The organism is Mucilaginibacter aquariorum (assembly GCF_024498135.1).
GTDB lineage: Bacteria > Bacteroidota > Bacteroidia > Sphingobacteriales > Sphingobacteriaceae > Mucilaginibacter > Mucilaginibacter aquariorum.
Map to the genome: position 1 here is coordinate 68,904 of NZ_JANHOH010000011.1, position 25,810 is coordinate 94,713.

The window sequence follows — 25,810 nt, forward strand, 5'->3', positions numbered from 1 at the left end:
ATGACGATCCTGTAAATAATAGAATGAAAAACAAAGAGATAAATATCACTAAGGCTTCAGGTGAAATCGCCCTTTTCTCACCTGAGAAGTTACGTCATTCTTTGGAACGTTCCGGTGCCGGCGAAGATACCATCAATGAGATTATCCGGGAGGTTGAGCAAAATCTTTATAATGGTATCACCACAAAACAGATTTATAAAGTTGCCTTCGGCCTGTTAAAAAAGGAATCGCGTCATTCAGCTGCGAAATACAGGCTGAAAAACGCCATTATGGAATTTGGCCCGTCCGGCTTTCCATTTGAAAAATTCATCGCGGCTATTCTTAAATACCAGGGCTATTCGGTCAGCGTCGGTGAAATCGTGAAGGGGCATTGTGTGAACCACGAGATCGATGTGATCGCAGAAAAGGAAAATCACCACTTTATGATCGAATGTAAATTCCACAATCTGCCGGGCAAAAACTGCGATGTGAAAATCCCGCTCTACATCCAGGCGCGCTTTAAGGATGTCGAGCACCAATGGAAGAATCTTCCCGGCCATGCAACGAAGCTGCACCAGGGCTGGGTGGTGACCAACACTAAATTTTCGGGGGACGCTATACAATACGGATTGTGCGCAGGACTAAATTTATTGGGCTGGGATTTTCCAAAAGGCAACAGTCTGCGGGAACAGATAGATGCATCGGGTTTATATCCTGTCACCTGTTTAACCACTTTGACACACGGGGAAAAGCAATTTTTGCTCGATAAACGACTGGTATTATGCCGGGACCTTTGCGAACAGCCTGGTATGCTTTCCGTGGCGGGCATCTCCCGGCAAAGGGTAACTGAAATTATGAACGAAGCATCTGTGTTATGTAAAGGAGAAAAGCCATGAATGCTATACATTATCCGCTCAGGGAGGCCTATTCGCTTACGAAAGATTCAATAAAGGACCAGTTAAAGGCAGATCTTGTCAATGGTTTGACTGGCGAAGAAGTGGCCGATCGCCGGCAAGCTTTCGGGGAGAACATTATCGCGCAGAAAAAGAAGAAAAATCCAATCCTGATCTTTTTGATGCAGTTCGCGAGCCCAATGGTATATATGCTGATCGTTGCCGCTGTGTTGTCTTTCTTTTTCAAAGAATGGCTTGACGGGATTGCCATTCTTGTTGTCATCGTTATTAATGCAGTGATCGGATTTTTAATGGAATACCAGGCAGAACGGTCGATGGATGCTTTAAAACGGATGACGCAGGTCAGTGCCAAAGTAATCCGTGAAAATAACCTCGTTGAAATTCCTGCTGCCGAAATTGTTCCCGGTGATATTTTATTCCTGGAAGCAGGTGATATAATTCCTGCTGATTCCCGAATCTTCAACTCATCACAATTCCAGGCGGACGAGTCCGCATTAACAGGCGAATCTATGCCGGTCGAAAAACGGGACGATATGGTGCCGGGAGGCACTCCTTTGGCCGAGCGGCTGAACATGGTTTATAAGGGTACCTTCGTAACCGGCGGCAATGCAAAGGCCATCGTTACAGGTACCGGGATGAACAGCGAACTTGGAAGCATTGCCTTGATGGTGCAAGATGCGGACCAGACGGTAACTCCCCTGGAAAAAAAATTAGAAGACTTTAGCCGCACCCTGATCAAAATAACTGTTGGCCTGGTCGTGGTGATCTTCCTGGCCGGAATCCTATATGGTGATGCAGTAATTAAAATGCTGGAAACATCCATTGCACTTGCTGTTGCCGCTATTCCTGAAGGGCTTCCGATTGTAGCCACTCTTGCCCTTGCACAGGGTATGCTGAACATGGCTCGTCATAATGTCATCGTGAAAAAATTAGAGGCTGTCGAGACGCTTGGCGGCACAAATGTGATATGCACTGATAAGACCGGAACGCTTACGCAAAATAAAATTGAAGTCAGTACAGTCGTCACAAGCGAGGGACGGCTGGAATTTAAACCAAATCCGGCTGCACAGGAAATCAGCTTCCTTGTGGGAAAGCCAATTTCTGAAAGTGATGGTTTTAAAATAATCAAAAAGATCTCCGTCCTGTGCAATACCGCCAAACTCGCTTTAAAAAATAATTTGCTGGAGGAATTGGGCGATCCGCTGGAAACAGGTTTGTTGAAATTTGCCTATTCCGGCGGCGTGGATATTGAATCGTTCAGGGCGAAGTTTCCAAAGATTAGGGAAGAACCATTTTCTTCTGAAACCCGTGTGATGAGCACGTTGCATGAATCGGATGGGCGGTATTTCCTGGCGGCAAAAGGAGCGGCTGAAGAATTGCTGGGGCGCTGCACATTTACCCGGGATAATGGCAAATTAATCGCGCTTGACGAGACTACCAAAAAAAATTGGATAACCAATGCCGAAATATGTGCCGCATCAGGCCTGCGGATCATTGCTGCTGCTTACAGGGAAGCCGATGAGGCGATCAGTAATTTGAAGGGCGATCTTGTTTTTGCCGGATTGATCGGGATGTTAGACCCGCCACGTGAAGAGGTTTTTGCAGCTGTTCGTGAATGCAAATCGGCAGGAATTAGGGTCGTGATGATAACCGGAGACCATCCTGCCACCGCCCGGAACATCGCGCTCAAACTGGGTATCCTGGATTCCGAGAATGATTTGGTCATTAATGGAAAAGAGATGAACGACTTTGAAGATCTTTCATTGAAGGAAAAGCAGCATTGGTCGGCCTCAAAAATATTTGCGCGTGTCAGCCCAAAACAAAAATTAGACCTCGTTTCGCTGCTGCAGGAAGACAAGTTCGTGGTTGGCATGACCGGAGACGGCGTGAATGACGCTCCGGCATTGAAAAAAGCTGACATTGGCATTGCAATGGGTTTGCGCGGTACACAGGTTGCGCAGGAAGTTGCCGATATGGTTCTTAAAGATGATTCCTTTTCATCTATTGTGCTTGCAATAAAACAGGGAAGGATCATTTATGAAAATATCCGGAAATTTGTCGTGTTCCTGCTTTCATGCAATATAAGCGAATTGCTAATTATCGCCGGTTCTTCCATACTCAATTTGCATTTTGGGCTATTCCCGCTTCAAATTTTATACATCAATATCGTTACAGATGTTTTGCCTGCTCTTGCACTGGGTGTTACCAAGGGCAGCGATTCCATTATGAACCAGCTCCCCAGAGACTCAAATGAAGCTATTATTGACAGGAAACGCTGGAAATCAATTTCTGTCTACTCTCTGGTCATCACCCTGTGTACGCTTGGGGCTGTTTTATTTACCCATATTTTTGAACATAAATCGGAAACATGGAACCCGGAATTATGTAACAATATTCTTTTTATCACACTTATTCTCTGCCAGCTGTGGCATGTGTTTAACATGAGCACAGAAAACAACAAGGCATTTTTTAAAACTGATGTGTTCAGGAATAAATATGTATGGTATGCAACGGTGATTTGCCTTGCGATCACACTTGGTGCCTACCTTATTCCACCGGTGACTAAAGCACTGTCACTGTACTCGCCCAGTTTGCAGGATTTTGCGATCATGTTCGCGTTCAGCCTGCTTTCCTTATTTATTAACCAGGTACTTAAACGATTAAAGGTGATTTTTTAACATACAGCGAATACGTAATGAAACCGTCATGAAAAAAAACAAGTTTGCCGAATTGCTCGAAAACGAAGATGAACATATCCGGAAACTCCATAAGATCGTGCTCGAATCCATAAAGGAAGAAGAACTGATCGCTAACAAGATCTATGTTTCAGGAGAACGCCTTACGATAGCCGACCGGCTGGCGGATCGAGTGGCAGAGTTCGGTGGCAGCTGGAAGTTTATTATCTTCTTTTTGCTTGCCATGTTGGTTTGGATATCTGTCAACGTTGCCCTGTTGCGGGAAAAGCCGTTTGACCCTTACCCTTTCATCCTGTTGAACCTTATTTTGTCCTGCATTGCTGCTTTGCAGGCGCCGATTATTATGATGAGCCAGAACAGAAAGGAAACAAAGGATAGAAAACGGGCGGAGAACGATTACCTTATTAACCTGAAAGCCGAGATCGAGATCCGCAATCTGCATCAAAAAATTGACTTATTGATCGTGGAGCAGATGAAGAACCTTTTTGAAATCCAGCGCGCGCAAATGGATATTATGGAGGAAATTAACCGTAAGCTGCCCTCAAAAACCATGATTAAAATGAAATCATCCGATAAAAACGTTGACGTTAAGAAAAACACGCATTGAAAAGATCTGGATATGAAAAGGCAGCTGACACATGAAAATACTTTAAAAGTCAAACCCCTCGGGATTGATACCTATCGCGAGCATATTATTTTTATGCGGAGCGATTGCAATATCTGCCTGTCTGAGGGTTTCGCGGCATTGACGCGTTTGGTGGTTCGTTACGGCAGCAAATCGATTGTAGCGACGCTGAATGTGGTTCATTCAGACTTACTGCAGGAGCATGAAGCCGGGCTTTCTGACATGGCGCTCAGCCGGCTTGAAGTAACCGCGGGTGATTTTATTTCCGTTTCTCATCTGAAACAGATCGAGTCCTTAAGTGACGTCAGGTCAAAAATGTATCATCACAAGATTTCGGAGGAAGCCTATCGGCGCATTGTTGATGATATCACCAAGGGACTGTATTCAGACATCGAAATTGCTGCTTTCATTGCCGGCTGTGCCGGCGACAATCTGGACGACGAGGAAATTACTTGGTTGACCAGCGCGATGGTGAATTCCGGTGCAACCCTGTCCTGGAAAACTCAAATGGTTTTTGACAAACATTGTATCGGCGGGTTACCCGGAAACCGGACTACGCCGATTGTCGTTGCCATCGTTGCGGCAGCTGGGTTGACCATACCTAAAACTTCTTCCCGTGCCATCACATCGCCTGCAGGCACTGCTGACACCATGGAAACGATAACTAATGTCAATCTTGAGCTTGAAAAGTTGAAAGAGGTAGTGAGTCTTGAAGGCGGTTGCCTCGCCTGGGGCGGTTCGGTGAACCTGAGTCCCGCGGACGACATCCTGATTGCCGTAGAGAAGGCGTTGGATGTGGATAGCGCCGGGCAAATGATCGCCTCCGTACTTTCCAAAAAAGTGGCAGCGGGTTCAACACACGTCGTTATTGAAATTCCATACGGAGAATCGGCTAAAGTGCGAAGCCGCGAACAAGCAATGAAGCTCGAAAGGTGTTTCAAAGCGGTTGGCGAAGCGATGCATCTGAATATTAAAGTCCTAATCACCGATGGCAGCCAGCCTGTTGGCAGGGGCATTGGCCCCGCCCTGGAAGCAATGGATGTTCTTTCTGTGCTGGAAAACAGGAAGGATGCGCCGACTGACCTCAAAGAAAAATCCATTATGATCGCCGCTGCTGTGCTTGAGCTGTCCGGCACCTTTGAGCAAGGCAAAGGCAGCAAGTTCGCAAGGCGAATCCTGGAAGGTGGGAAAGCTTATAAAAAATTTAAGGCTATTTGCATGGCGCAGGGGCGCTTTGAAGTGCCGGCTTTCGCCAGGTATAACACCGACATTAAGTCGGAGGTTGGCGGCAGAGTAACTTCAATTGATAACAGAAAATTGGCCAGAGTCGCCAAATTGGCTGGAGCCCCCCATGATCATTCTGCCGGAATTTATTTCAACGCGCCGATCGGGACAAAAGTAAAACCGGGCCAGGTACTTTACACGATTTATGCCGAAGCCAAAGGCGAGCTTCAGTATACGCTGGATTATGTAAAATCAGCGGGTCCGATCATCAAAATCACTTAGTATGAAAAAGATATTTTTTGCCTTGCCGGGTAATGAACAATTGACAAGATCATTGGCAACTAAATGTGATGCCGAGGTCGGGAAGGCTGAAATCCGGCTTTTTCCCGATCAGGAAACATACATTAAAATTGAATCTGACGTAAAGGATAAACAGGTGATGATGGTATGCACATTAAATAATCCTGATTCAAAGTTACTGCCATTATACTTTTTGTCCAAAACCGTAAAGGACCTGGGAGCAGGTTTTACATGTCTCGTAGCGCCTTATCTTTCATATATGCGCCAGGATAAACAATTTAAGCCAGGTGAGGCAGTCACATCGGCTTATTTCGCCAAGCTCATATCTTCATTCGCCGACTCGCTTTTTACCATAGATCCGCATCTTCACCGCAGAAGCAGTCTGGCGGAAATTTACACGATTCCCACAACCGTTCTGCACGCCTCATCCCTGATTTCCGGCTGGATTAAAAAGAATGTTTCTAAGCCCCTGCTGGTTGGGCCTGACAGTGAAAGCACGCAATGGGTGGCGGAAGTAGCCGCCAATGCAGGTGTGCCGTATATCATCCTTGAAAAAATCAGGGCAGGTGATGAAGATGTGAAAGTATCTGTTCCAGAGGTTCAGAAATATGCCGACCATATACCTGTGCTCGTAGATGACATCATTTCAACTGCCAGGACAATGGTCGCGACAGTTGCGCATCTAAGAACTGCCGGGATGAATAAACCGGTTTGCATTGGCGTCCACGGCATATTTTCAAATGATGCTTATTCGCTTTTGCTGAATTCGGGGGCAGCGAAGATAGTTACCTGCAATTCCATCCCGCATAAATCCAACGAGATTAACATTGATAGGATACTTTCCTTAGCTATAAACGAACAATGAAAACAAAATCCCAAACTATGCTGATCCATTCAACGCCTGAGAAGGTATTTGCTCAAATGGATGACTTTTCCAAAACCGGAATGCACATGAATGAAAGCTCGACAATGATGATGGGCAGTAAATTAACATTGGAGCAACTTTCATCGAATCCAACTGGGCTGGGGGCGCGATATCGCTGGTATGGGAAAATGATGGGGATGATCATTGATTTAAGTGAAACGGTTACAAAATGGCAACCGCCCCGGTTCAAGGAATGGGAGACTATTGGCGAAGCAAAAATTATTATTATATCATGGTACCGGATGTGGTTTGAAATAACCGCTGCCGAAAACGGTACTCATGTCAAACTTTCCATCAGCTATTTGCCCCCACGGCAATGGTTTTACAAAATTCTTTCTTTCTTTTTTGCAAGTTTGTACTGTAACTGGTGTTTGGGCAACATGCTAACAGACACCAAAAAAAATCTCGAAAACAAGGAATAACGACCAACATGGATCATTCAAAAATGGATCACAGCAAAATGCAGCAGGGTCATGATCCTCATCATGGCATGTCAGAACATGACCATCATGTTATGATGATCGCCGATTTTAAAAAACGGTTTTATGTTGTGTTGGTCTTGACGATCCCAATCATGTTGTTGTCCATGCAAATTCAGTAATGGCTACACATAGATTTCGGCTCCACAGGATCACCTCACGTGCTTTTTGCATTTGCATCCGTTGTCTTCATTTTATGTTGGTTTTGCGATAACCGTAGCTTATATCTATAGTGCAGCTACTGTGTTTGGCTTGAAGGGTATGGATTTCTTTTGGGAACTGACTACGCTGATTCTCATTATGCTCTTGGGTCACTGGATAGAGATGCGCTCAGTAATGGGGGCATCGAATGAACTGGAGCTGTTGGTTCAGCTCTCATGCCTGCTGATGCACACATGGTGATGCCGGATATGGTGCATGATGTAAAAACGGATACGCTGCCACAACTCTGCCAAAAATGCCCTAAAATGCACAAAATGAAAAATAAAAAACCGCTCTCAGAGCATCAAAAAGGGCGTTTGGTTGTTGCAATGGAGGCTTTGCAAAATCCGATATTCTCCACACAGTCACTTAATATACCTGGTGTTCTACTATTTACCAACACACCAGGTACAGGCTCTGCATATGGAGTTTATAACGACATTTTCAATTTTTTGCAAAGTTCTTGCATATCTTGGCTGATTTTGATATCTACAATCTTGGCATAATGCTGTGTTTGCTTCACCGGTTTATGGCCGAGCATTTTCGATACAGTTTCAATCGGGACACCGTTACTTAGCGTTATTGTTGTAGCAAAAGTATGACGCGCGATGTGAAATGTTAAATTCTTCCTTATGTTACAAGCATCCGCTATTTCCTTCAAATAGGAATTCATTTTTTGATTTGATAATACAGGTAATAGAAATCCTCTTTCTATGCAAATTGGATCCTTGTCGTATTTAATCATTATTTCGAGTGCTAACGGCAGCAAAGGCAGTCTAATAGCTGATCCTGTTTTTTTTTCTAACAGTTGTAATCCATTTGCCATCATCAACGCCATAAGTTATATCCAAACGTCTTAATTGGCAAACATCAATATATGCAAGTCCTGTATAACAACAAAAAAGGAAAATATCTTTGACGTGGTTTAGTCGTTCAATATTAAACCTTTTATTGACGATTCTAATTAACTCCTGTTTCGTCAACGCGATCGGAGCCTTTTCAATTCGACTAAATTTAAAATTGGCGAATGGGTCATTTGTAAGCCATTCCTTTTTTAAGCATTCTACAACAATTTTCCTCAAATTACCTAAATACTTCAAAGTTACGTTGTGACCACATTTTCGCTCACCTTTAAGCCAGAAGGCAAATTGTGATATGAATTCATAATCCAGTCGTTTAATATTCATGTCCTCTTGCCCATACTTCCACATAATAAAATTTTTGGTATGATCGTGGGCTGTTCAGTATCGGGTAAGTGTTGACGGAGCAAATTCTCTACCGACTAAAGCTTGCATTTGAGTGTTGTGATTTTTGAATTCTACGAGAATCATATGATTATCTTGATCTTTTCCGATGAGTCGATTTTTAATATTATTAGCGGTTATAGGTTTGCCGGTATCAATAAGCTCTCTTTTAATCTGATATATTTTGCTTAATAACACATCCAGATAGGTGTTCAATTCTTTTGCGTCGCTTTTGGAACCGATCGCTCTGCCATACTGAGAATTCCACCGCTGAGACTCCCATTGTCTTTTGATAGATATGTCCTTTCGACTACCATTTACCGTTATTCGGAGGTAAACATACCTTTCGTCATTTTTTTGATTTTTAACCTGCTTCAAATAATAAAACAGTCCAAAGCTTTTTTCTAACATATTGAGATCTTTAAGTTTAAATAAATCCCAAAATGTAAACTTTCAACTTAATGGTTATAGAAGTCTCATACTAAATAAAGTCTGTAGCGTCTTTTTTTTGAAAAAAAAAGACGCTACAAAAAACGCTGTACTTTATAAAGCGTATACTTTTTTACAGCAGTAAAATCATTATTAGGCTCAGATATTTAAAATATTGAATATGAGGTGCTTTAAGATGTTTTGAAGTATTTAGGTTCGGGTCCAGCGGGGGTTAATGATAAACGCCTGTAAGTTGTTGACTTACAGTTGTTTATGTAAAAAAGCAGAATGGACGGAATTCGAACCTAGTGCTGGAGCAATTGAGGTTTCTAAATGAATTAAAAGTTGCTTGAAAGGAATTCGAATCCTCTGTCCAATACAATAGCCCACACCAATGATTGTAACAAGAAAAAAACCTCAAAATCTTTTAACTTTGAGGTTTTCTTGATAAGTTCAAATGTATTTAGCCTCTATTTAGCTGGAAAGCCCGCCGTCAATATCAATACTTGCACCAGTAATAAACTTTGCTGACGGGCTAGCCAGAAAGGCAACCAGTTCCGCAATATCATTAGTTGATCCGTAATGACCAAGTGCCATGGCGCTTCTAAGCAGATCGGCGAACTGAGAATCTGCGGGATTCATATCTGTATCTATTGGACCCGGCTGTACGGTGTTAACAGTAATTCCACGGGGACCTAAGTCACGGGATATTCCTCTTGTCAGAGCGGCGACCGCAGCTTTACTCATGCCATATAAGGCTGTACCTGGAAATGCATTTCTATCTGCCACTGTACTGCCGATATTGATGATCCTTCCACCATCATTCATCACGGCTGCACCGGCCTGTATAGCGACAAACACGCCCTTAACGTTAACTGCAATTATCCGGTCAAAATCAGCCAATGTAATATCAGGTAGTGTCGCCATTGTTCCAATGCCGGCATTGTTCACTAAAATATCCAATTTGCCAAAAGTTTGATGGGCCTTATTGATGGCAGATACGATTGAATCAGCGTCGCCATTATCTGCTTTTACAGCAATGACTTGCGTTTCCGGCCCGGATAACTCCTCAACCAGCTTATTTGCAACATCTGCAGAATTATTGTAGGTGAATGCGACGTTTACACCTGCTGTAGCTAATTTACGAACGATTGCCTGGCCTATACCGCGGCTCCCGCCGGTTACAAAGGCAACTTTGTTTTTAATGGATTCCATTTTGCGATTATTTGAAAATTTATTTGTTGTTACTTTCTCTGTTTATCATAAGCTCGGATTTTTAGAATGCTACTTACGCCACTAAGAATGAACTTGAATTGCGCTTCATGAGCTTAATAAATCTTTTACTTTATGAGCTGCAATGTTAAATCAATTTGATACTTTTGACAAGTATGTACTTTTTTGTATCTTACATACCAAAAAGAAATAATTGCTGATTATCAATAAATTACATTTAAGTTATGGACAATATATTACAAACCGGTGATGGGATCCAGAGGTGCGGTGTAGAGTACGCTTTTAAACGGATTGGTGGTAAGTATAAGGCACGAATATTATGGCACTTGAACATCAGTACAATGCGATATGGAGAATTGACCAGAACCTTGCCGGATGTCACCACAAAAATGCTTACCCAAGCTTTAAGAGAACTGGAGCGTGATAATTTGATTGTCAGAAAAATGTATCATGAGGTGCCACCCAAAGTTGAGTACTCATTGACAGCTACCGGGCGGGCATTGGTGCCATTTTTAGAACATTTAAATGATTGGGCCCAGAATCAAATGAGAAATGAAAGAGTGACAAACAAGGCTGGCTAGAGTCTACGCCTGTTAGCTGACGGTGATCATTCAGGCGCATACCAACAAACTTGAACGCATACAGCCTTAATTCTTGACTTAGGCTTTCTCATTTCAGTTCCCCAAACGGGCTACTAAAAACAATATCGAAAGATGCTAAAAACCTGCAAATCAAATGATTGCAGGTTTTTTTGTTTATATCAAAACACCATTTTATGCACCAAATTGCAACAAAAAAGACGCAAATTCGGTGCGTACCTAGATGGAAAAATGCTACGCACCGAATTGCTCATAATTAATTGACTATCAAGATGTTCAATCATTAAACATCTTGATAATAGCAGGCTACAAACTTACTTTTGTTTCACTTTTAAGCTTGTAATTATGAAAAGTAATTTCCACCTGCTTTTTTACCTGAGAAAGCAAAAAAACTACAAAGGCGGCCCTATGGCCGTCTACATGCGCATTACCGTAGATGGTAAACGCGTAGAAATGTCTGCCGGACGTGAATGTGATCCGGCCAAATGGAACAGCCATGCGGGTCGAGCCATCGGCGCAAAAGAAGAGATCAAATCGCTTAATAATTACCTGGACAGCCTGCTAACCAAAGTTAGAAATGCGCACCAGGTGCTGATTGATGCAAACCAGCGCATCACCACTGAAAGCCTGCAGAACCAATTCACAGGAAAAACAGAAAAGAGCCTCTATCTGATGAAACTGTTTGCCGAACATAATGCCAAAGTAAAAGCGTTGATTGGTAATGGGTTTGAAGCGAATACATTAAAAGGATACAATACGTCTGAAAAACACCTTACTGGCTTCCTGCAAAAAAAATATGGCAAAACAGATATAGAGATCAGCCAATTAAACTACGCCTTTATTACAGGATTTGAGTTCTACCTGAAAGCAGATTGTAAAATTACCGGTGTATCTGCCGCCAAGTACATTAAACATCTTAAAAAAATAGCTAATCACTGTATTGCTAATGGCTGGTTAAAGCAAAATCCATTCATCAATTTTAAATCCACTGCAAAGGCAAAGGAACGTACGTTTCTTACGCAGCAGGAACTTGATAATATTACGACATCCCCAAAGATTACGATTGAACGACTGATGCAAGTAAGGGATATTTTTGTTTTTTGCTGTTACACGGGTTTGTCTTATGCCGATGTAAAGAAGTTGAAACGAAATGAAATAGGCATTGGCATGGATGGTGAGCAGTGGATATTTACCAGTCGCCAAAAAACGGAGACATCTTCCCGCATACCACTGCTCCCCGTAGCCTTAGCAATATTAAACCGTTATCAGGATCATCCCCAATGTGAAAATAAAGGATTGCTATTACCTGTATTGAGTAATCAAAAAATGAATGCTTACCTTAAAGAAATAGCTGATCTATCGGATGTCGTTAAACACTTGACGTTCCATCTGGCGAGGCACACGTTTGCCACAACTGTTACTCTATCCAATAGTGTACCGATAGAAACTGTCAGCAAAATGTTAGGACATACAAATATAAAAACCACCCAGCACTATGCTAAAATCCTGGACTTAAAAGTGAGCCAGGATATGGCAGCTCTTAAACAGAAATATCTAATCGTTTAATAATTAAAGTTCAATAAGGTGGCAAAATGGCACCTTATTGAGCTTGTTCCCATCTTATCCTTTCGATCTAAAAAAATGGAAAACCAATTGATACCTGATGAAATCATCATGAATAAAATCTATTATATCCGTGGGCACAAAACAAAGCTGGCAAGCGATTTGGCGGAATTATACAATATTGAAACACGTGTCAGTAAATAGAAATCTAAAACGATTCCCGCCTGACTCCATGTTTCAGCTTTCGGAAAATGAATATTCATCTTTGACATCACAAATTGTGATGTCAAAGAAAGGGTGTGGAGGGCGAAGGGTATTACCGTTTGTCTTTACTGGGCATGGTGTTCTTATGCTTTCGAGTGTTCTTAACAGCGACAGAGCGATAGAAGTAAATATTCAAGTAATGAGAATCTTTACGAAGATTCGCCAAATGCTTTTCAACAATACAGAATTGAGACTCGAAATCGAAAAAATTAACTCCAAGATCAACAATCAGACCCAATATATTTTTCTAATACGCGTTTTTATTTCCGCGTTCAATATCTCGTTTTTCACTACCGAAGTCATTCATTACGCTTGATGCTTCGTTGGATGATTTCGTCAATACGGTCAAAAATGATGGTTTCATAATTATCAAAGTTGCCCCTTAACCGTTGGTTGTTTTCGGTTTCATAATAAGTGACAATGTTAGCCGGAACGCCGTAATCGCTGGCGATCCTGCCAAGTTCGGTCAGGGCGTTATATTCTAATTTAATGAGCAGGATATCAATACCGGAAATATCAGCCATCGGGCTATTAGTTTGCTGCGATTCGTAAAATTTATACATAATGTTAAAAACGCCCAGATATTTTACTACCTGGTATTTTAAGGTACTGTATACAAACTCTGCCGTATCGCGAATGGCAATATCAACAGTATTTCCTGAGCTAATTCTATTTTTCATCAGTCCGATGAACCCTCCGGTAAGGTAAAAATGAACCATATTGGTCAAAGTCGCATAACCACTCTTACCGATGTAATCGATCAGGAAGATCAGCTTTTGATTTTTGATAATAGGCCGGATGACTTTCAGGATCACTTCAAATCCGTCATAGTCAATATCCATTTGGAAATTAAGGCGTCTGATCAAATTCTTGATGGATCTAAACTCTGCCGGGGTCAACATTTTAATGTTATCATAAACAGCGATCTTGTCCATACGGCTCACGACTTTATATACATCAAAGATTTCGTCAGGTATCTGGCGGGAATCCTGTTCCTGCTGGATATTCACGATCCTGTTCTTGTCGGCATCTTTTAAATAAATATCTTGCGTGTAATAAAGATCAATCTCATCTTTAGGTGAATCCAGGTCATAATTTTTGTGCTTGATCCCTTCTTCCGCTGAATTGATGGCCTGCATGAAATTGTTCTGGAGCACCAGTACCCTGCCGCTATAATGGTAAAGAAAGCGGCCCGCCCTGCCCGCGATATTCTTGGCGTCAAAACGCTTAAGCGGCTTGGTGCCTTTTTTGTCTTGCAGGACAATTAGGTTTTTGGCAGAGGTATTCACCCCTTCGGTGATCGTGGTAGTGGAGATCAGCACTTTTAATGCACCTAAATTAAAGAGATTGATTATTTCCTTTTGAATGTATTTGGGAACAAGGCCGTGATGGATCCCGATGCCATTTTTTAAGGCCGTGATCACCACCCAGTCTTTACTGAAATTATTGGTGATATGATCAACAAAATGATAATAGAATGTAAAGTCGTGGTTGGTCAGTATTTCCGAAGCAATGATCTTTTTTGCATAGCTTTCCACACCTGCCCTGGTGGAGCAATAGACAATCGTGTTTTCCCCAATAGCGATAACGCATTTAATAATCTCGATCAGCCGCGGTTCTTTATTGACACTATCAAAGTCAAAATCCAGCTTTTCATCTGCAACTATTTTGCGGACGGATTTGATATCCGTAAAGCTTTTATTTACGATCTCATAACGGTTAAGGTCTATCACTTCGATGTTATTCGATTTAATAAAATTGTCAAATGAAGGATTATAATTTGCCTTTTGTGAATCAGAAAAGTTGATATATGGGCCCGCAAACAGCAGGTCGGTAGTTGGCTTCAGGGAATAGTATAACGCTAAGCGGTAGGCGACATCGCGCTCATTCTCTTTTACTTCTTCATCAATAATATAATCGTTATCAATTTTGTACACCTCATCGATAAAGACAAAGTCGAAACTGACGAGGTTGCTGTTTTTTTCCAGGTAGGAAAGAAAACGTTCTGGCGTATAAATAAAAAAATTCCTTTCTCCGAAACTAACGATCTCGCTCAGCGTGTGTATTTGATAGCGCTCGCTGAGTCGCGCATATGCCTGATCGGCCATAATTCGTTCTAAATTCTCAGAAAGCAGGGCGATAGTAGGAAAGATAAGCACGATGTTTGTATACTCCATTTTTTTTAGCACTTCGTAAACAACGTGCGTTTTTCCGAATGAAGTGCTGGCGGAAAGGAAATATCGGTTCCGTTTTTGTTTTTCAAATTTATCCAGCACTATTTTCTGATATCGGTGGACCTTAACAGTATCCGCGGTATGCAAGGTGCTTTCATAGATGAATGTGGAGATGGTGCTGAGATCCATTTCTTCCAGTTCAACCTCATTGCCAAACTTGGCAAGAACATCGTAGAAGTGCGGTATACCAGCCACGCCGGCAATAAATCGTAGAAAACGCAGGTCTGGCTGGTTAATTTTTTCGTCCTTAAAATGGTCAAAATAGGTGCAAACTGCCGTGACCAATTCATAATCTGCCAGTTTGTTTTGCCGGAATTGATTGACCTTTATGATCAGATCAGCGGTTTCTTTGATTCTATCCATGAGATAACAGTTTCTTTGATGACTTTAACCTTCTCGATCGGCAACAGCATAAAAAATATCTTGTGGTCTACTGATAAGGTAAATGGCTTGGGGACATAATTTTTCTGAATGTAATCCGGGATACGTTGGATGTTGGTATCGTAGGTTGCGGAATCGTCCATTTGGTATAAGATCAAAATTGGATACACCAGGGTCATGTCATATTTTAACACCTCATGTGCGGGATTGATCAGGGGGTTGGCCTCCCAGGTTTTCAAAACGGCCTCAATTTGGGTACCCTGCGTATTAAAGTTGTTCTTATGGTTATGGAGCTCGAGGAGATTCCTTTCAAGATATGCATCGGAAAGGGCTTTATCAATATTAGATAAAACGCTGTCGACGCCGGACTGATACCCTGCATGAAATTTCACCTCACCAAACCACAATTCCAGTTTTCCGTCAGTTTCAACAAGCTGGTAGGAATCATAGCCCTTGGTCTCGGAGTTTTCCAGTGGATTATAAAAATAGCCACGGGCGATCAGCGGTTCTGCGCCATAAAGGACATAGAGCATGCTGTATAATAAAACTTCGCCAAAAAAACCGTATTTAATCTTGGCTTCATCCGAAGCCTCAGGATTGTATTTTATCTTGTTCTTGAGCGCACCGGCATGCATAGCCGCCAGGTCTTTTCCGTCTAACTCAAATTCATTAATAGAGTAGTAAACAATTGAATTATAGATTATTTCTGCGATCTTTTCTTTATCCTCAGCCGAATAACACCTGTCATTATGCGTTGAATAAACAGTTTTTAAAATCCCGGAGCTGCTATTAGGAAGCTCGTATTTTAAAATTATCGTATCATTTATCAGATCGACCAGTTCTTTTTTCATTAATTGTTGATAAGGTATGAAGGATAAATCAATTGCCGGTGACGCCGAAAGTAAACAAATGGATACGAAAAAGAGTATTTAACGCTTAACAATAGTAAACGGTGTAATACTATATATACCGGGTTTGATATATACACCTCAGTTGTGTCTCGCCCACATTCAGCAGGGCATTAAAGATATTCAGGGTCAAATCATTGACTTCTTTGTCTTTGGCCGACGAGATTAATTCCTCAGGCGAGGACATTTTGGTGCCGGTGCTGATTAATCTACCATGATAATTGAATTTCTATAAAAGTTTCAGCAAACTTTAACCGCATTTTGAAACGTTTTTATTTTTCTTAAAGCGGCATAAGTGAAAAACACCTATGCCGCTTTATCCTTTAACGTTTCTTTTCACCGGGTTTATGCACATGCGGTTTTAAAGCAGGGTGCTTTGGCGCGGTAGGGGGATCCACCCGCTGTCTTTTGTCGGGTGTACCGTCTTCATTCTCGCGTTTTGGTCCTGGTTTGATCGCTTCAATCGTGTCCATCATGATGATTAATTAAATTTTGATAAAGGAAAAAATTAAATATTGAATGCCTTTACGGGAAACCGTAAAACTCCTTTCCCTGTCAATAATTATCTTTGATCATGCCTAAACCGGTTATTGCCATCCTGATCATATTTTGCTTTTTTACCGGAAATGTTTCGGCGCAAGAGATCAATGCCGCTTATGTGAAAGCACTTTATAAAAAATACCCCACCCGGAAATCCGATCTTTGTGCCGGTTGTAAGATATGGGTCAATCCCTATTATAAGTCCATCGCAGATACGGCGGAACACCGGCCGCTCGTCACGTATTATGTATATACCGAAGCGCATCGCTTGGAGCAAGAAGCCTTAAATCTGCCGAGAAAGAGTATTTATGCAGCATGGCACGCGGCTTACGGGCAGGCTAATGAAACAATGCTTTATCGATATGCGAATAAGAACAGTACAGATATGATCGCCAAAGGCCATTGTCAGGCCTGGATCCTGATGGCTTGGTCTGCAGATGCCGCCATCCTTTCGGATACCTACACTTTCAATTCAGGAATGGAATACCAGGGACAGAACATTGGCACGGAACTGGCGACAGAAGAATTTTGCCGCAAGCTTACCGGTTTCCGGGGGGAAGCTTTGACAGATAGCGTCCGGATCTGGTGCGGCACCTTTGGTAGCAAACAAACCTATACCTTAGGTAAACTGACCGCAACTGTGCCCAGCCATTATTATAAAATCATACAGTACAATAATCATAACGTCGGAGGTGATATCGTACTTTGCTACTGGATGCCGAATGAACCCACTGAAAAAAGAAGTTTGTTTGAGCAGCGGCTGATCAGTTACCCCGATCTGGTCAAAAAACTTGGATTTGATCCAAAAGCGATATTCAATTAAGCCTGATATAAGGGGTCGGCCGGTTCGTATTGGTAAATCCCTCATACCGGACGATCTCATTTTTCACCGGGTCATAAAAGACCCCCACGTAAAAATTATCCACACGGTGCAACTGTACAATGAAATCCCCCTCCTTCTGGCCACCCAGAAAATTGCCGGCGATCGCGATATCCGCCTGCCCATTCATCGGCATCGCGTTAAAATCAAGTACGGTAAACTGTTGTCCCATAGAAGTTGCAAACATGTAAAATACTTTTCTTGTAAATTATTAAATTTGATCAAAACCTTATCCGATGTACGTCACTAACCAAATTTTGAACAGGAATAACCGCGACCGCGGATACAAACGTTTGAAGAAAAAAGTTCATTTATTGCTGGATCCCACAGATGGCGGCACCTTCTGGGACCAAGTCATCAACAGTTTGATCGTCTGCTTGATCCTCTTAAACCTGGCGGCAGTTTGCCTGGAAACCGTGGAAAGTCTTTACCAGGGATACCGGTCATGGTTCAGAAATTTCGAGTTGTTTTCGATCACCATCTTTTCTATTGAATACCTGTTGCGGCTTTGGTCCTGCACCTGTATCCGGAAGTACCGCCACCCATTGAAGGGCCGCTTGCGCTATATCCTATCGGCGGGTTCCCTGGTTGATCTGGCGGCGATCCTGCCATTTTATTTACCGCTATCTGGTCTTGACCTCCGGTCCCTGCGTGTTTTGCGGATGATCCGTTTCATGCGCTTTTTCAAACTGGGGCGTTTTCTCAACGCTTCCCGTGTAATCCGCAGAGTGTTCGCGTCGAAAAAGGAAGAGCTACTGATCAGCGTTTTGCTCGTTTTTACACTCATTATTCTGGCTGCCAGTGCGATGTATTTCGTGGAACATGATACGCAGCCGGACAAATTCTCCAGCATCCCAGAAACCATGTGGTGGAGCGTCGCCACCCTGACAACAGTAGGGTATGGTGACGTCTACCCCATCACCAGTATTGGAAAAACGCTGACCGCGTGTATCTCTATTCTTGGCATCGGCATGTTCGCCCTGCCCGCGGGTATCTTAGCTTCGGGGTTTTCCGAAGAATTCAAACGAAAAGAAGCCCGGGTCGCCGCGGCATGCTGCCCGCATTGCGGCATGGCATTGTATGAATAAAATGCTTTACGGTTTCCCGTAAAAAAGATGCGGCAGGCATAGCTATTTTTACTTAATGATGGATAAATTAATTAAGTTTACATTGTTGCCGGTAAAAAGGCAATGCCTAAATCATGTTATTTAAGAACTACTGCAAAGTGGCTTTGCGCTGGCTCTGGCTGGCGGTCAGTTTCCAAAAGGTCCGTATCAGTGCCCTGGAGACTGATCAGGAACTCCTGTTTGAAGGCGCCACCTGCCGTCTGCTTTGGGATATCACAGGAGCCTGTATGGTACAAGTTTACTGTAATGGTCTTAGGATGGGCTCCTTCCTGCCGGCAGAGTCACCCTATGTCCAGCTCTCTCCAAATGGAATTATATTCATTAAAGCGATTGGCGTATACCATAGCCGGGGTGAAGAGATCAGGCCGCAAGTCGCTGCACTTCACTACCGTCCCGCGCCTGCAGCAGCGCTAAACCAGCCTGTCGTCATGCAACCGGATATGATCAAATCTTTGCAACCCAGAATACGGCACGTTTATCCCGTCAGCCAACATCCTATGGTCCGGCAACCGGTCATCGATATGGAAACAAACCGGATGCAGCTATCTGAACAAGATCTTTTTTCACAACTATATCACGCACAAACCGAAACTGACAACCAAACCCTTACTACATATTATGGAAACATCGTTTTATAAAAATCCAAGGCCAAGCTGGCTGATGAGGCAATTCTGGAAGATCTCCGGCGGTGACCGCTATATCCTCGAACGAAGCACCTATTCGGACCAGGTTAAATATACCTGTATGGGCGGCATAGTACTGGCGACCGGTGCTATGGCGGCACTGGCTGGCGGTTACGCCTTTTACACCATCTTTGCGCCTAAAGGCGATGCCATTGACGATATCAAAACGATCGCCGCTTCCGGCCACTATGACCCGACCGATATACCTACACTTATCCTAGCTACGATATTCGGCCTTTTCTGGGGCGCAATCATTTTCAATATCGACCGTTTTATCGTTACCAGCACCGGCAAGGGCGACGGAACAGAGGCCATCACACGTCAGGAACTGAAAAGTGCGCTGCCAAGACTGATCATGGGCACGATCATCGCCTTCACCATCTCGAAACCCGTGGAGATACGAATGTTCAAGAGTGAGATCGATGCGCAGCTTTATCAGACCCAGCTGGAGGCCCAAAAACAATATGAGATCAAAACCCGGAAAAATTTCGAGGACAGGATCAAAGATTTGGATAAAGAAAATTCAGGTATCCAAAACAATATCGAGCATTATATGAAGGTGATTGCCGTCAAAGACTCGCTCTGGAACCTGGAAACGTCCAAAGGGCAAGGCGGGAGAGGGCAGGGAGAAGGCCCTATGGCACGCTCCTATAAAGCAGAAAGAGACCGGGTAGAAGGAGAAATGAACCGCTTCATTTCGCTAAACAAATCAAAGATCGACGACATTCAGAAAAGGCGTACTCAAATGAATGGCGAACTGGAGATCGCCTTGAAGAAGAACAAGACCGTATCGGCTGGTCTTGACGGCTTGCTCGAACGCATCAAGATCTCCCACGAACTCGCGCCCGGCATTTCCCTTTTTATTACCCTGCTGTTTATGGCGATCGAACTGACCCCGATATTTTTCAAGCTCATGTTGATCAAAGGACCATATGATTACATGGAGGAAAACATCAAAGACCTGGTCAAAGCGCAAAACGGCATTGAGATCCAACATGATTACTATAAAGATAAAGAAGGCCTGGAACGAGACCTGGTCATCCACCATGAAGTAGACCGTATGACCAGCATGAAAGTACGGGTGGTCCAGGCTCAAAAAGAATTGAATGAGTACATCATCGATAGCTGGAAAACCAAACAAAAAGAAGCCATTGACAATAATCTGGAGGCCTATGTGACCACCCTCACAGGCGAAACGATTCCTGTTGTAGAAAATGATAACGGGCAGGAACCTGTCAAAGAAGAAGGGGCACAAAAAGATAACAGGTTCACTTTATCCTAATGCAATGACCGAACAATCCAATTATTTTTGGCGGTACTCCGGCGAAGACATCGGGATCATCCGGATCTGCGCTCATCGGGGGATTCGGGACCGTTTTGCCCTGGTCGGCGCGATCACACTTTTTGTTTTCATCATAAGCTTTTTTTCCTGCTGGTATACTTTCCAGATGTTATTTGATAACCCCTGGCTGGCGATACCCGTCGCCTTATTCTTTGCGTGGATGATCAACAATATTTATTTACTCTTGCTGACGACACTCGCCAAACCCATCCTGCAGTTCAAAAATAAAGGAGTGATCAAACATCTTTCCTTTAGCCTCCGTGCGGGCTTCGTCATCCTGTTCGCCGTCTTTATTTCCAAGCCGCTGGAAGCATGGTTTTTCGAGCCTCTGCTCTCAGAAAAGATTGAACTGATCAAACAGGAAAGTATCCGTAAAGCGGAGCAAAAGCTCATAAAAGCAGCCGCGCGCGCAGAAAAAACACTCTCATCGGAGATCAGGAAAAAAGAAACTCTGCACTACGCCGAATCCGATATAGCACCGCTCCGTGCCGAACTCGATAAATTAAGAGCGGAACAGACAGAAGCCTTTGAACGTATCGAATTTGTCATTGGACGAGCCGATTATTTCGTTCAGCGGCTGGAACTGGTTACAGGCAATCGTTCCTTTATCATAGCCTGGTTATTCACGCTGCTGATCATTTTTATTTTCCTGTTACCTATTTATTTAAAGAGGACTTTAAACCTGGCCAACCCCTATTTTAAACATAAAAGCGAGGTTTATAATTCCATCGTGATCAATGCTTACCGGGATTTTAAGCTGGATTTCGAACGGATCTTTTTTGAAAAGTATGGTATTGAGACTAGGGTAATCGAAACTTATGCAGATGCGCCGTATAACACAAAAAAGAAAGAAGATCGCCGCACCTTCAACGGACAGGAAGATTTCTTAAAGTTATACCGATGAAAAGTTACTGGTCGGAGGAAAAAATCATGACAGCCAACAGGACGTATATTAAAGGGACGTTCCGGGGTAAATATCACGCGCAACGGATAGATGAGCTTAGCCGGGCAAAGACCGAGTTCTTCGACATGCATGTTTACGATGTTGAGGTTATATTAGAACAGGTCAGGAGCAATGCGGAGGGTGATTTTCCGGAAAACAAAAGCCTGGAAACTTTCAGCGGTACATTCGCACAATCTGTCAATTGTTACGATCCCAAATCCAAATCATTTTTTAAACTCAACATTTCCGAACCAAAGATCGCCGATCCCCAAATATCACTGGTCACGAAAGAAGGGACGGAACAACTGGGCAGTATCTCAGGGACGCTTTACGGCTCTCTTTTGGAAATGAAAGAAACCATTGTCCGGAAAGAGCATTTTATACCCGACCCGGTCGCGCCGCCCACCGGTGCAATACCGCTCAGCAATCACCCCGACTGGACCAGGACTGCGGGACACGAATTTTCTTACATCGGCGGCACCCGTTACCGCCGTGACCAGTACCGGTATCATACTGGTAGCCTACATTGGGGGAACTGGTATACCGTCCGGAACAACCGGGTCACTACAGGTTCCGCGTTCGGGCTCCTGGGCGGGATCCTGCTTTGCATTTTCCTTTTATTCTTTTTGATCAGTTTGTCCTGGCCCGGGATCATTTTTATCGGGATCATCTTATTGATATTATTGATCTCCCGATTGACTAACCGCCGCTTCTCGACGGTATTCTCCTCTGTCATTTACATTCTGTTTTTCCTTTTCTACTTTGGCGGGCTGGCAGTTTCCGTTTTTCGCGGTTCAAAAATCGTACCGGCAAAAACTCCGGTGCACCAACCGGACACGCGGGATTACTCGCGAACGAAGCCGGTGAAAAAGCCCGCTGTAAACACCAACCTGGATACAACGGCTGCTGACCAGTGGATCATTCATCACCGGGCCTGGGAAGATCTGAGCGGCAACCAATATGAGGGTGATGTCAGGGTGTTGACGTCCGCCTTCCGGGCAGCGGAGAACGAACACTTGCGCATGAAAGGTGTCAGCAGCTTGTCAGACGTCTATCGGAACATGAGTTTATCGGACGAAAACAGGATGCAGGGGATCTACCCTTTGTTTGACAGCCTCCGCAAAGCCAGGAACCTTGATGAGGCGAACTTTGCAGGCATGTTGGTGAGTTTCGTTCAGGACATCCCCTATAATACGATCACCGACGGCACCTGTTCGTCGGATAACACTGATTTGCTTTCGGCATCCCCTGCCGGGAATATTGCAGGCTGCCTGGGCCATGTGCCCTACGGCGTACAATCGCCGGTTGAGTTTATGGCCAACTTCCAGGGCGATTGTGATACCCGGACGCTGTTTCTATTTACCGTATTGAACCATTACCATTATAAAGTCGCGATCGCGGGGAGTAATGCCTTCCGGCATTCCTTGCTGGGGATCGACCTGCCTTTGCCCGGATCGGCAAAAACAGCCGGACAAGACCGTTATGTACTTTGGGAGACCACTTCCAGGGGTTTTTCTCCCGGGCAACTCAGGCCGGAGATAGATCACATGGACTACTGGGAAATTAACCTTATAAACAAACCATCGATATGAAATCATCATTTTTAATCTCCGGGGGCGTAGCCTTTGGCCTGAGTTTGATCCTCAGCTATTTACTGATCAGCCTGATCGCTTATTATTTCAGAAAAAAACATTATCCAAAAGCGTCCCCCAATCTTGCCCAGGCCATTGTGCTCGCCGGCAGGCTGCTCGCCTCCCTGATATTGATCACCGGTCTATTCGCGCCCGTACGTGATTTTTTGCTGATCTCTGCCAGCAACGGCGGTCTAAATTCGGCCACATCATGGAGTTTTTTATTGATTTGCTGCTGCGGTCTGCTCTTTGCTTACAGTATTGCCACCGGGATGGAAGGCGTTTTATCGGGCCAGATATATAAGGGACAGTCCTTGTCTGTTGAATTAAGCGAGAATAATATTGGCTTAGCCGTAGTAAGATCGGTTCTGTTAACGGGGCTTGCCATCGTTTTGCTGTTTTCCCTGGGCATATTTCTACAAGCTTTTATTCCGACACCCTCTATTCCAACCATCAGATAATACAATAATGAATAAAGAGCAACTATTGCCCCAAGAGTCTGTCTTCCTCCTTTACCGAAAATGGATTGGTAACGCTAACTACCCACAGCGTCAGGTATAACAATAAGATCTGGGGCCAGTCAAGCTTCATCTCCATCATGCTGGAAAAGATCAGCTCAGTACAAGTATTGTCTATTTCCTATCCATTGCTCTGGATACTCGGCGCCCTAACCGGTGTGGCAGGCTTAGCGCTGGCAACTACACGCAACGGCGGTACACTGGAAGTGGTTATTTCCTTATTTATCCCATTTTTCATAATCGTTGGTTATTTTATGTCGCGTCGGCATGTTTGCACGATCACATCGGACGGGGCCAGCAAGATCGTTTTTCGTACGGAAAATATGCCGACAGAAGCATTGATCGATTTTGTAAACAAAATAGAGGTTGCCAAACACAAACGGATGGGTTAGCTAGTCTTCAAACTTACAAAGTTCAAATTTCCTTTTCTTTGCCTCTTCAAGTGTGATTTTGATAATGTGGTGGGTACACTTTCTAAGCCCGTGACAATCGTTTTTGAGGTGGTATTTATTTGCGGAAGGACTGTCGCATATATAAACCATGGTTTTAGGTGCTGTTTGCACATACGCCGAAAGGGCGAAAAACAGGAACAGGGTCTTCATGAGCGTTTATGATTAGGCCTCAATAGTTTAGGCTAAATTTCGTTTTTATTTCCGGTCATCCAAAAATAAAATTCTGCCCACGCTTCCCTTTACGGTTTCCCGTATTTACTGTGGTTCCGACAAAAATTCACGACGTAGTCGGTAACTGCCTCTAACCGCTTATCAGGATATAAAGGATGTGTACCGCTGGCAGAATAAATCTCCAGGCTATCCGCCACCCGGACATACCAAAAATTTCTCAGGGCGTAGGGTGAAGTCAAGGTGTCGGTCTTTTTGATCTTTCGAAAACCCCGCAACTTTGCCCGGTCAATAGGAAGAATCGGCGTATCCAGTCTTGGGACATCGCAATACGTCGCCACATAATGATCATCGCTCCAATACATGCACTTTTTACCATCTGTCCAAACCCGCCATAATATTACCCCTCCTATCAAGAGTACCGCAATCCCGATCAACCATCGCCAATCTTTCTTATTGACTGGTGGAGGTATTGGGGCGATTTCTTGTTTTGTATCCTTTGGCGGTAAATTAGTTTCATCATCATTTTTAGCCGGAGGTTTAATTTTCAGCTCATCTTCTGCTACATCCAGCTCATCTTTTCCTGTTTCGATATATTTCGAATATGGCCGGGCCGGAAAATCGATCAGCCAGGCCAACAATTCCACCTTTGGCTCTGCCGGGTTTATTTCTGTATTATTCAGGAATTGTACGAAACCTTGAAAATCGTCCGCATCCGTTTCTTTGATCGCTGCCAAAAAATCACGGTCACCGGGTTCCATTTCGAGGTATTTATACAACATATTTTCATCTCGTTTGCTAAGACCGTCTTCCACGAGCTTGCAACATAATTGCCTAATCCTTCCCCTGGTTGGCTTTATCAACCAATTCTCCTGCGCCTGGCTACACTTTTGAAGGTAAGCACTAACCACAGCCTTTTTGTAAGCGGCAAATCTTTCGGTATAAATCACCCCTAAAAATAACTTTTTTCCGGAAACTTCAAGGAGTTTTCGGAGGAACAACGGAATTAAAGGAAGAAACGGAAGAACCTGCTGTAAAGGCATTTAGCCGCTATACCTTTGCTTTCATAATCAAAACAAACCCCGGTCGGCCGGTCGGGACAGTGCACGAAAATTGATTTAAACAGCGCGACGAAAGCGGGGGCCGATACCCGGCTTGGGAAGCAGATAAAAGCTCCCGTTTTCCAAACGCTCACTTCCCAAAAATTAACCTGCATCATCCACGGGATAGTCCCGAAGGATCAGCAGCATCATTAACCATTAATTTTTTGTGAAATGTTTGAAATTTTTTTCGCCATTTTTATGGCACTGTCATGCCCTGCGCATAAT

28 protein-coding genes are annotated in these 25,810 nt (G+C 43.6%); 19 read left to right on the plus strand and 9 right to left on the minus strand.

Going from position 1 to position 25,810, the window contains the following annotated elements; genetic code table 11:
- Window positions 1-23 precede the first annotated feature (23 nt).
- From NPE20_RS23950 to NPE20_RS23985, 8 genes are all read left to right on the plus strand, one after another.
- Window positions 24-875: an ATP cone domain-containing protein gene (locus NPE20_RS23950; RefSeq protein WP_256541234.1), complete on the plus strand. Its 852-nt coding sequence runs from the start codon at window positions 24-26 to the stop codon at window positions 873-875.
- The gene (locus NPE20_RS23955; protein WP_256541235.1) at window positions 872-3,571 is read left to right on the plus strand and encodes a cation-translocating P-type ATPase; all 2,700 of its coding nucleotides are present in this window, start codon (window positions 872-874) and stop codon (window positions 3,569-3,571) included. The genes NPE20_RS23950 and NPE20_RS23955 overlap by 4 nt, the downstream gene beginning before the upstream one ends.
- A gap of 28 nt (window positions 3,572-3,599) precedes the next feature.
- Window positions 3,600-4,196 carry a DUF1003 domain-containing protein gene (locus NPE20_RS23960; RefSeq protein WP_256541236.1) on the plus strand — a complete coding sequence of 199 codons (597 nt, stop codon included), beginning with the start codon at window positions 3,600-3,602 and terminating at the stop codon, window positions 4,194-4,196.
- A 12-nt stretch (window positions 4,197-4,208) separates the two neighbouring features.
- On the plus strand, window positions 4,209-5,720 hold the full coding sequence (locus NPE20_RS23965; protein ID WP_256541237.1) for a thymidine phosphorylase family protein: 1,512 nt from the start codon (window positions 4,209-4,211) through the stop codon (window positions 5,718-5,720).
- 1 nt (window position 5,721) lies between these two features.
- Window positions 5,722-6,603 (plus strand): ribose-phosphate pyrophosphokinase, encoded by an 882-nt coding sequence (locus NPE20_RS23970; RefSeq protein ID WP_256541238.1) that lies wholly within the window; start codon window positions 5,722-5,724, stop codon window positions 6,601-6,603.
- Window positions 6,600-7,085, plus strand: a complete 486-nt coding sequence (locus NPE20_RS23975; protein ID WP_256541239.1) for an SRPBCC family protein — start codon at window positions 6,600-6,602, stop codon at window positions 7,083-7,085. The genes NPE20_RS23970 and NPE20_RS23975 overlap by 4 nt, the downstream gene beginning before the upstream one ends.
- A gap of 8 nt (window positions 7,086-7,093) precedes the next feature.
- Window positions 7,094-7,264, plus strand: coding sequence for a hypothetical protein (locus NPE20_RS23980; protein ID WP_256541240.1), 171 nt, complete (start codon window positions 7,094-7,096; stop codon window positions 7,262-7,264).
- Window positions 7,265-7,618: 354 nt separating this feature from the next.
- Window positions 7,619-7,849, plus strand: a complete 231-nt coding sequence (locus tag NPE20_RS23985) for a hypothetical protein (protein WP_256541317.1) — start codon at window positions 7,619-7,621, stop codon at window positions 7,847-7,849.
- Here the strand turns inward: NPE20_RS23985 and NPE20_RS27020 are convergent.
- From NPE20_RS27020 to NPE20_RS24005, 4 genes are all read right to left on the minus strand, one after another.
- Window positions 7,774-8,181 (minus strand): site-specific integrase, encoded by a 408-nt coding sequence (locus NPE20_RS27020; protein ID WP_354003287.1) that lies wholly within the window; start codon window positions 8,179-8,181, stop codon window positions 7,774-7,776. The two genes, NPE20_RS23985 and NPE20_RS27020, sit on opposite strands and share 76 nt — an antisense overlap.
- Window positions 8,120-8,554: a phage integrase SAM-like domain-containing protein gene (locus tag NPE20_RS23995; protein WP_256541241.1), complete on the minus strand. Its 435-nt coding sequence runs from the start codon at window positions 8,552-8,554 to the stop codon at window positions 8,120-8,122. Before NPE20_RS23995 ends, NPE20_RS27020 begins: the two co-directional genes overlap by 62 nt.
- Before the next feature lie 30 nt (window positions 8,555-8,584).
- Window positions 8,585-8,998, minus strand: a complete 414-nt coding sequence (locus tag NPE20_RS24000) for an Arm DNA-binding domain-containing protein (RefSeq protein WP_256541242.1) — start codon at window positions 8,996-8,998, stop codon at window positions 8,585-8,587.
- Window positions 8,999-9,490: 492 nt separating this feature from the next.
- Window positions 9,491-10,231, minus strand: coding sequence for a 3-oxoacyl-ACP reductase family protein (locus tag NPE20_RS24005; protein WP_256541243.1), 741 nt, complete (start codon window positions 10,229-10,231; stop codon window positions 9,491-9,493).
- Window positions 10,232-10,473: 242 nt separating this feature from the next.
- Between NPE20_RS24005 and NPE20_RS24010 the strand changes: the two genes are divergently transcribed.
- The 3 genes from NPE20_RS24010 to NPE20_RS27025 all read left to right on the plus strand — a co-directional run bounded on the left by NPE20_RS24010 (window position 10,474) and on the right by NPE20_RS27025 (window position 12,991).
- On the plus strand, window positions 10,474-10,830 hold the full coding sequence (locus tag NPE20_RS24010) for a winged helix-turn-helix transcriptional regulator (RefSeq protein ID WP_256541244.1): 357 nt from the start codon (window positions 10,474-10,476) through the stop codon (window positions 10,828-10,830).
- Window positions 10,831-11,193: 363 nt separating this feature from the next.
- Complete coding sequence (locus NPE20_RS24015; protein WP_256541245.1) at window positions 11,194-12,414, plus strand: site-specific integrase; 1,221 nt, start codon at window positions 11,194-11,196, stop codon at window positions 12,412-12,414.
- A gap of 229 nt (window positions 12,415-12,643) precedes the next feature.
- Window positions 12,644-12,991 (plus strand): ORF6N domain-containing protein, encoded by a 348-nt coding sequence (locus tag NPE20_RS27025; protein ID WP_354003292.1) that lies wholly within the window; start codon window positions 12,644-12,646, stop codon window positions 12,989-12,991.
- Here NPE20_RS27025 and NPE20_RS24020 read toward each other — a convergent pair.
- The 3 genes from NPE20_RS24020 to NPE20_RS24030 form a co-directional block, all read right to left on the minus strand.
- Window positions 12,975-15,272, minus strand: coding sequence for a helicase-related protein (locus NPE20_RS24020; RefSeq protein WP_256541246.1), 2,298 nt, complete (start codon window positions 15,270-15,272; stop codon window positions 12,975-12,977). The genes NPE20_RS27025 and NPE20_RS24020 overlap by 17 nt on opposite strands.
- Window positions 15,242-16,141: a Hachiman antiphage defense system protein HamA gene (locus NPE20_RS24025; RefSeq protein ID WP_256541247.1), complete on the minus strand. Its 900-nt coding sequence runs from the start codon at window positions 16,139-16,141 to the stop codon at window positions 15,242-15,244. The genes NPE20_RS24020 and NPE20_RS24025 overlap by 31 nt, the downstream gene beginning before the upstream one ends.
- A gap of 380 nt (window positions 16,142-16,521) precedes the next feature.
- The gene (locus NPE20_RS24030; protein ID WP_256541249.1) at window positions 16,522-16,674 is read right to left on the minus strand and encodes a hypothetical protein; all 153 of its coding nucleotides are present in this window, start codon (window positions 16,672-16,674) and stop codon (window positions 16,522-16,524) included.
- A 98-nt stretch (window positions 16,675-16,772) separates the two neighbouring features.
- Between NPE20_RS24030 and NPE20_RS24035 the strand changes: the two genes are divergently transcribed.
- Complete coding sequence (locus tag NPE20_RS24035) at window positions 16,773-17,561, plus strand: DNA/RNA non-specific endonuclease (protein WP_256541250.1); 789 nt, start codon at window positions 16,773-16,775, stop codon at window positions 17,559-17,561.
- Here NPE20_RS24035 and NPE20_RS24040 read toward each other — a convergent pair.
- The gene (locus tag NPE20_RS24040) at window positions 17,554-17,790 is read right to left on the minus strand and encodes a hypothetical protein (protein WP_256541252.1); all 237 of its coding nucleotides are present in this window, start codon (window positions 17,788-17,790) and stop codon (window positions 17,554-17,556) included. The two genes, NPE20_RS24035 and NPE20_RS24040, sit on opposite strands and share 8 nt — an antisense overlap.
- Window positions 17,791-17,854: 64 nt before the next feature.
- Between NPE20_RS24040 and NPE20_RS24045 the strand changes: the two genes are divergently transcribed.
- The 7 genes from NPE20_RS24045 (at window position 17,855) to NPE20_RS24075 (ending at window position 24,254) form a co-directional block, all read left to right on the plus strand.
- Window positions 17,855-18,706, plus strand: a complete 852-nt coding sequence (locus NPE20_RS24045; RefSeq protein WP_256541253.1) for an ion transporter — start codon at window positions 17,855-17,857, stop codon at window positions 18,704-18,706.
- A gap of 113 nt (window positions 18,707-18,819) precedes the next feature.
- Complete coding sequence (locus NPE20_RS24050; RefSeq protein ID WP_256541254.1) at window positions 18,820-19,383, plus strand: hypothetical protein; 564 nt, start codon at window positions 18,820-18,822, stop codon at window positions 19,381-19,383.
- Window positions 19,364-20,710 (plus strand): DUF4407 domain-containing protein, encoded by a 1,347-nt coding sequence (locus tag NPE20_RS24055; protein WP_256541256.1) that lies wholly within the window; start codon window positions 19,364-19,366, stop codon window positions 20,708-20,710. The genes NPE20_RS24050 and NPE20_RS24055 overlap by 20 nt, the downstream gene beginning before the upstream one ends.
- Before the next feature lie 4 nt (window positions 20,711-20,714).
- Window positions 20,715-21,674 carry a DUF4407 domain-containing protein gene (locus tag NPE20_RS24060; RefSeq protein WP_256541257.1) on the plus strand — a complete coding sequence of 320 codons (960 nt, stop codon included), beginning with the start codon at window positions 20,715-20,717 and terminating at the stop codon, window positions 21,672-21,674.
- Window positions 21,671-23,305, plus strand: coding sequence for a hypothetical protein (locus NPE20_RS24065; RefSeq protein WP_256541258.1), 1,635 nt, complete (start codon window positions 21,671-21,673; stop codon window positions 23,303-23,305). The genes NPE20_RS24060 and NPE20_RS24065 overlap by 4 nt, the downstream gene beginning before the upstream one ends.
- The gene (locus NPE20_RS24070; protein WP_256541259.1) at window positions 23,302-23,805 is read left to right on the plus strand and encodes a hypothetical protein; all 504 of its coding nucleotides are present in this window, start codon (window positions 23,302-23,304) and stop codon (window positions 23,803-23,805) included. Before NPE20_RS24065 ends, NPE20_RS24070 begins: the two co-directional genes overlap by 4 nt.
- 65 nt (window positions 23,806-23,870) lie before the next feature.
- A complete protein-coding gene (locus tag NPE20_RS24075) occupies window positions 23,871-24,254 on the plus strand; it encodes a hypothetical protein (protein ID WP_256541260.1) in 384 nt (127 codons plus the stop codon).
- A 299-nt stretch (window positions 24,255-24,553) separates the two neighbouring features.
- On the opposite strand, the gene NPE20_RS24080 is transcribed toward NPE20_RS24075, so the two are convergent.
- Entirely contained in the window at window positions 24,554-25,525 is a 972-nt protein-coding gene (locus NPE20_RS24080) for a hypothetical protein (RefSeq protein WP_256541261.1), read from the minus strand.
- Window positions 25,526-25,810 lie beyond the last annotated feature (285 nt).

What these genes read in the sequence shown, in the direction of transcription:
- NPE20_RS23950 (WP_256541234.1), top strand. Translation starts at nt 24, where the DNA reads ATGAAAAACAAAGAGATAAATATCACTAAGGCTTCAGGTGAAATCGCC.
- NPE20_RS23955 (WP_256541235.1), top strand. Translation starts at nt 872, where the DNA reads ATGAATGCTATACATTATCCGCTCAGGGAGGCCTATTCGCTTACGAAA.
- NPE20_RS23960 (WP_256541236.1), top strand. Translation starts at nt 3,600, where the DNA reads ATGAAAAAAAACAAGTTTGCCGAATTGCTCGAAAACGAAGATGAACAT.
- NPE20_RS23965 (WP_256541237.1), top strand. Translation starts at nt 4,209, where the DNA reads ATGAAAAGGCAGCTGACACATGAAAATACTTTAAAAGTCAAACCCCTC.
- NPE20_RS23970 (WP_256541238.1), top strand. Translation starts at nt 5,722, where the DNA reads ATGAAAAAGATATTTTTTGCCTTGCCGGGTAATGAACAATTGACAAGA.
- NPE20_RS23975 (WP_256541239.1), top strand. Translation starts at nt 6,600, where the DNA reads ATGAAAACAAAATCCCAAACTATGCTGATCCATTCAACGCCTGAGAAG.
- NPE20_RS23980 (WP_256541240.1), top strand. Translation starts at nt 7,094, where the DNA reads ATGGATCATTCAAAAATGGATCACAGCAAAATGCAGCAGGGTCATGAT.
- NPE20_RS23985 (WP_256541317.1), top strand. Translation starts at nt 7,619, where the DNA reads ATGAAAAATAAAAAACCGCTCTCAGAGCATCAAAAAGGGCGTTTGGTT.
- NPE20_RS27020 (WP_354003287.1), bottom strand. Translation starts at nt 8,181, where the DNA reads ATGGCGTTGATGATGGCAAATGGATTACAACTGTTAGAAAAAAAAACA.
- NPE20_RS23995 (WP_256541241.1), bottom strand. Translation starts at nt 8,554, where the DNA reads ATGTGGAAGTATGGGCAAGAGGACATGAATATTAAACGACTGGATTAT.
- NPE20_RS24000 (WP_256541242.1), bottom strand. Translation starts at nt 8,998, where the DNA reads ATGTTAGAAAAAAGCTTTGGACTGTTTTATTATTTGAAGCAGGTTAAA.
- NPE20_RS24005 (WP_256541243.1), bottom strand. Translation starts at nt 10,231, where the DNA reads ATGGAATCCATTAAAAACAAAGTTGCCTTTGTAACCGGCGGGAGCCGC.
- NPE20_RS24010 (WP_256541244.1), top strand. Translation starts at nt 10,474, where the DNA reads ATGGACAATATATTACAAACCGGTGATGGGATCCAGAGGTGCGGTGTA.
- NPE20_RS24015 (WP_256541245.1), top strand. Translation starts at nt 11,194, where the DNA reads ATGAAAAGTAATTTCCACCTGCTTTTTTACCTGAGAAAGCAAAAAAAC.
- NPE20_RS27025 (WP_354003292.1), top strand. Translation starts at nt 12,644, where the DNA reads ATGTTTCAGCTTTCGGAAAATGAATATTCATCTTTGACATCACAAATT.
- NPE20_RS24020 (WP_256541246.1), bottom strand. Translation starts at nt 15,272, where the DNA reads ATGGATAGAATCAAAGAAACCGCTGATCTGATCATAAAGGTCAATCAA.
- NPE20_RS24025 (WP_256541247.1), bottom strand. Translation starts at nt 16,141, where the DNA reads ATGAAAAAAGAACTGGTCGATCTGATAAATGATACGATAATTTTAAAA.
- NPE20_RS24030 (WP_256541249.1), bottom strand. Translation starts at nt 16,674, where the DNA reads ATGATGGACACGATTGAAGCGATCAAACCAGGACCAAAACGCGAGAAT.
- NPE20_RS24035 (WP_256541250.1), top strand. Translation starts at nt 16,773, where the DNA reads ATGCCTAAACCGGTTATTGCCATCCTGATCATATTTTGCTTTTTTACC.
- NPE20_RS24040 (WP_256541252.1), bottom strand. Translation starts at nt 17,790, where the DNA reads ATGGGACAACAGTTTACCGTACTTGATTTTAACGCGATGCCGATGAAT.
- NPE20_RS24045 (WP_256541253.1), top strand. Translation starts at nt 17,855, where the DNA reads ATGTACGTCACTAACCAAATTTTGAACAGGAATAACCGCGACCGCGGA.
- NPE20_RS24050 (WP_256541254.1), top strand. Translation starts at nt 18,820, where the DNA reads ATGTTATTTAAGAACTACTGCAAAGTGGCTTTGCGCTGGCTCTGGCTG.
- NPE20_RS24055 (WP_256541256.1), top strand. Translation starts at nt 19,364, where the DNA reads ATGGAAACATCGTTTTATAAAAATCCAAGGCCAAGCTGGCTGATGAGG.
- NPE20_RS24060 (WP_256541257.1), top strand. Translation starts at nt 20,715, where the DNA reads ATGACCGAACAATCCAATTATTTTTGGCGGTACTCCGGCGAAGACATC.
- NPE20_RS24065 (WP_256541258.1), top strand. Translation starts at nt 21,671, where the DNA reads ATGAAAAGTTACTGGTCGGAGGAAAAAATCATGACAGCCAACAGGACG.
- NPE20_RS24070 (WP_256541259.1), top strand. Translation starts at nt 23,302, where the DNA reads ATGAAATCATCATTTTTAATCTCCGGGGGCGTAGCCTTTGGCCTGAGT.
- NPE20_RS24080 (WP_256541261.1), bottom strand. Translation starts at nt 25,525, where the DNA reads ATGCCTTTACAGCAGGTTCTTCCGTTTCTTCCTTTAATTCCGTTGTTC.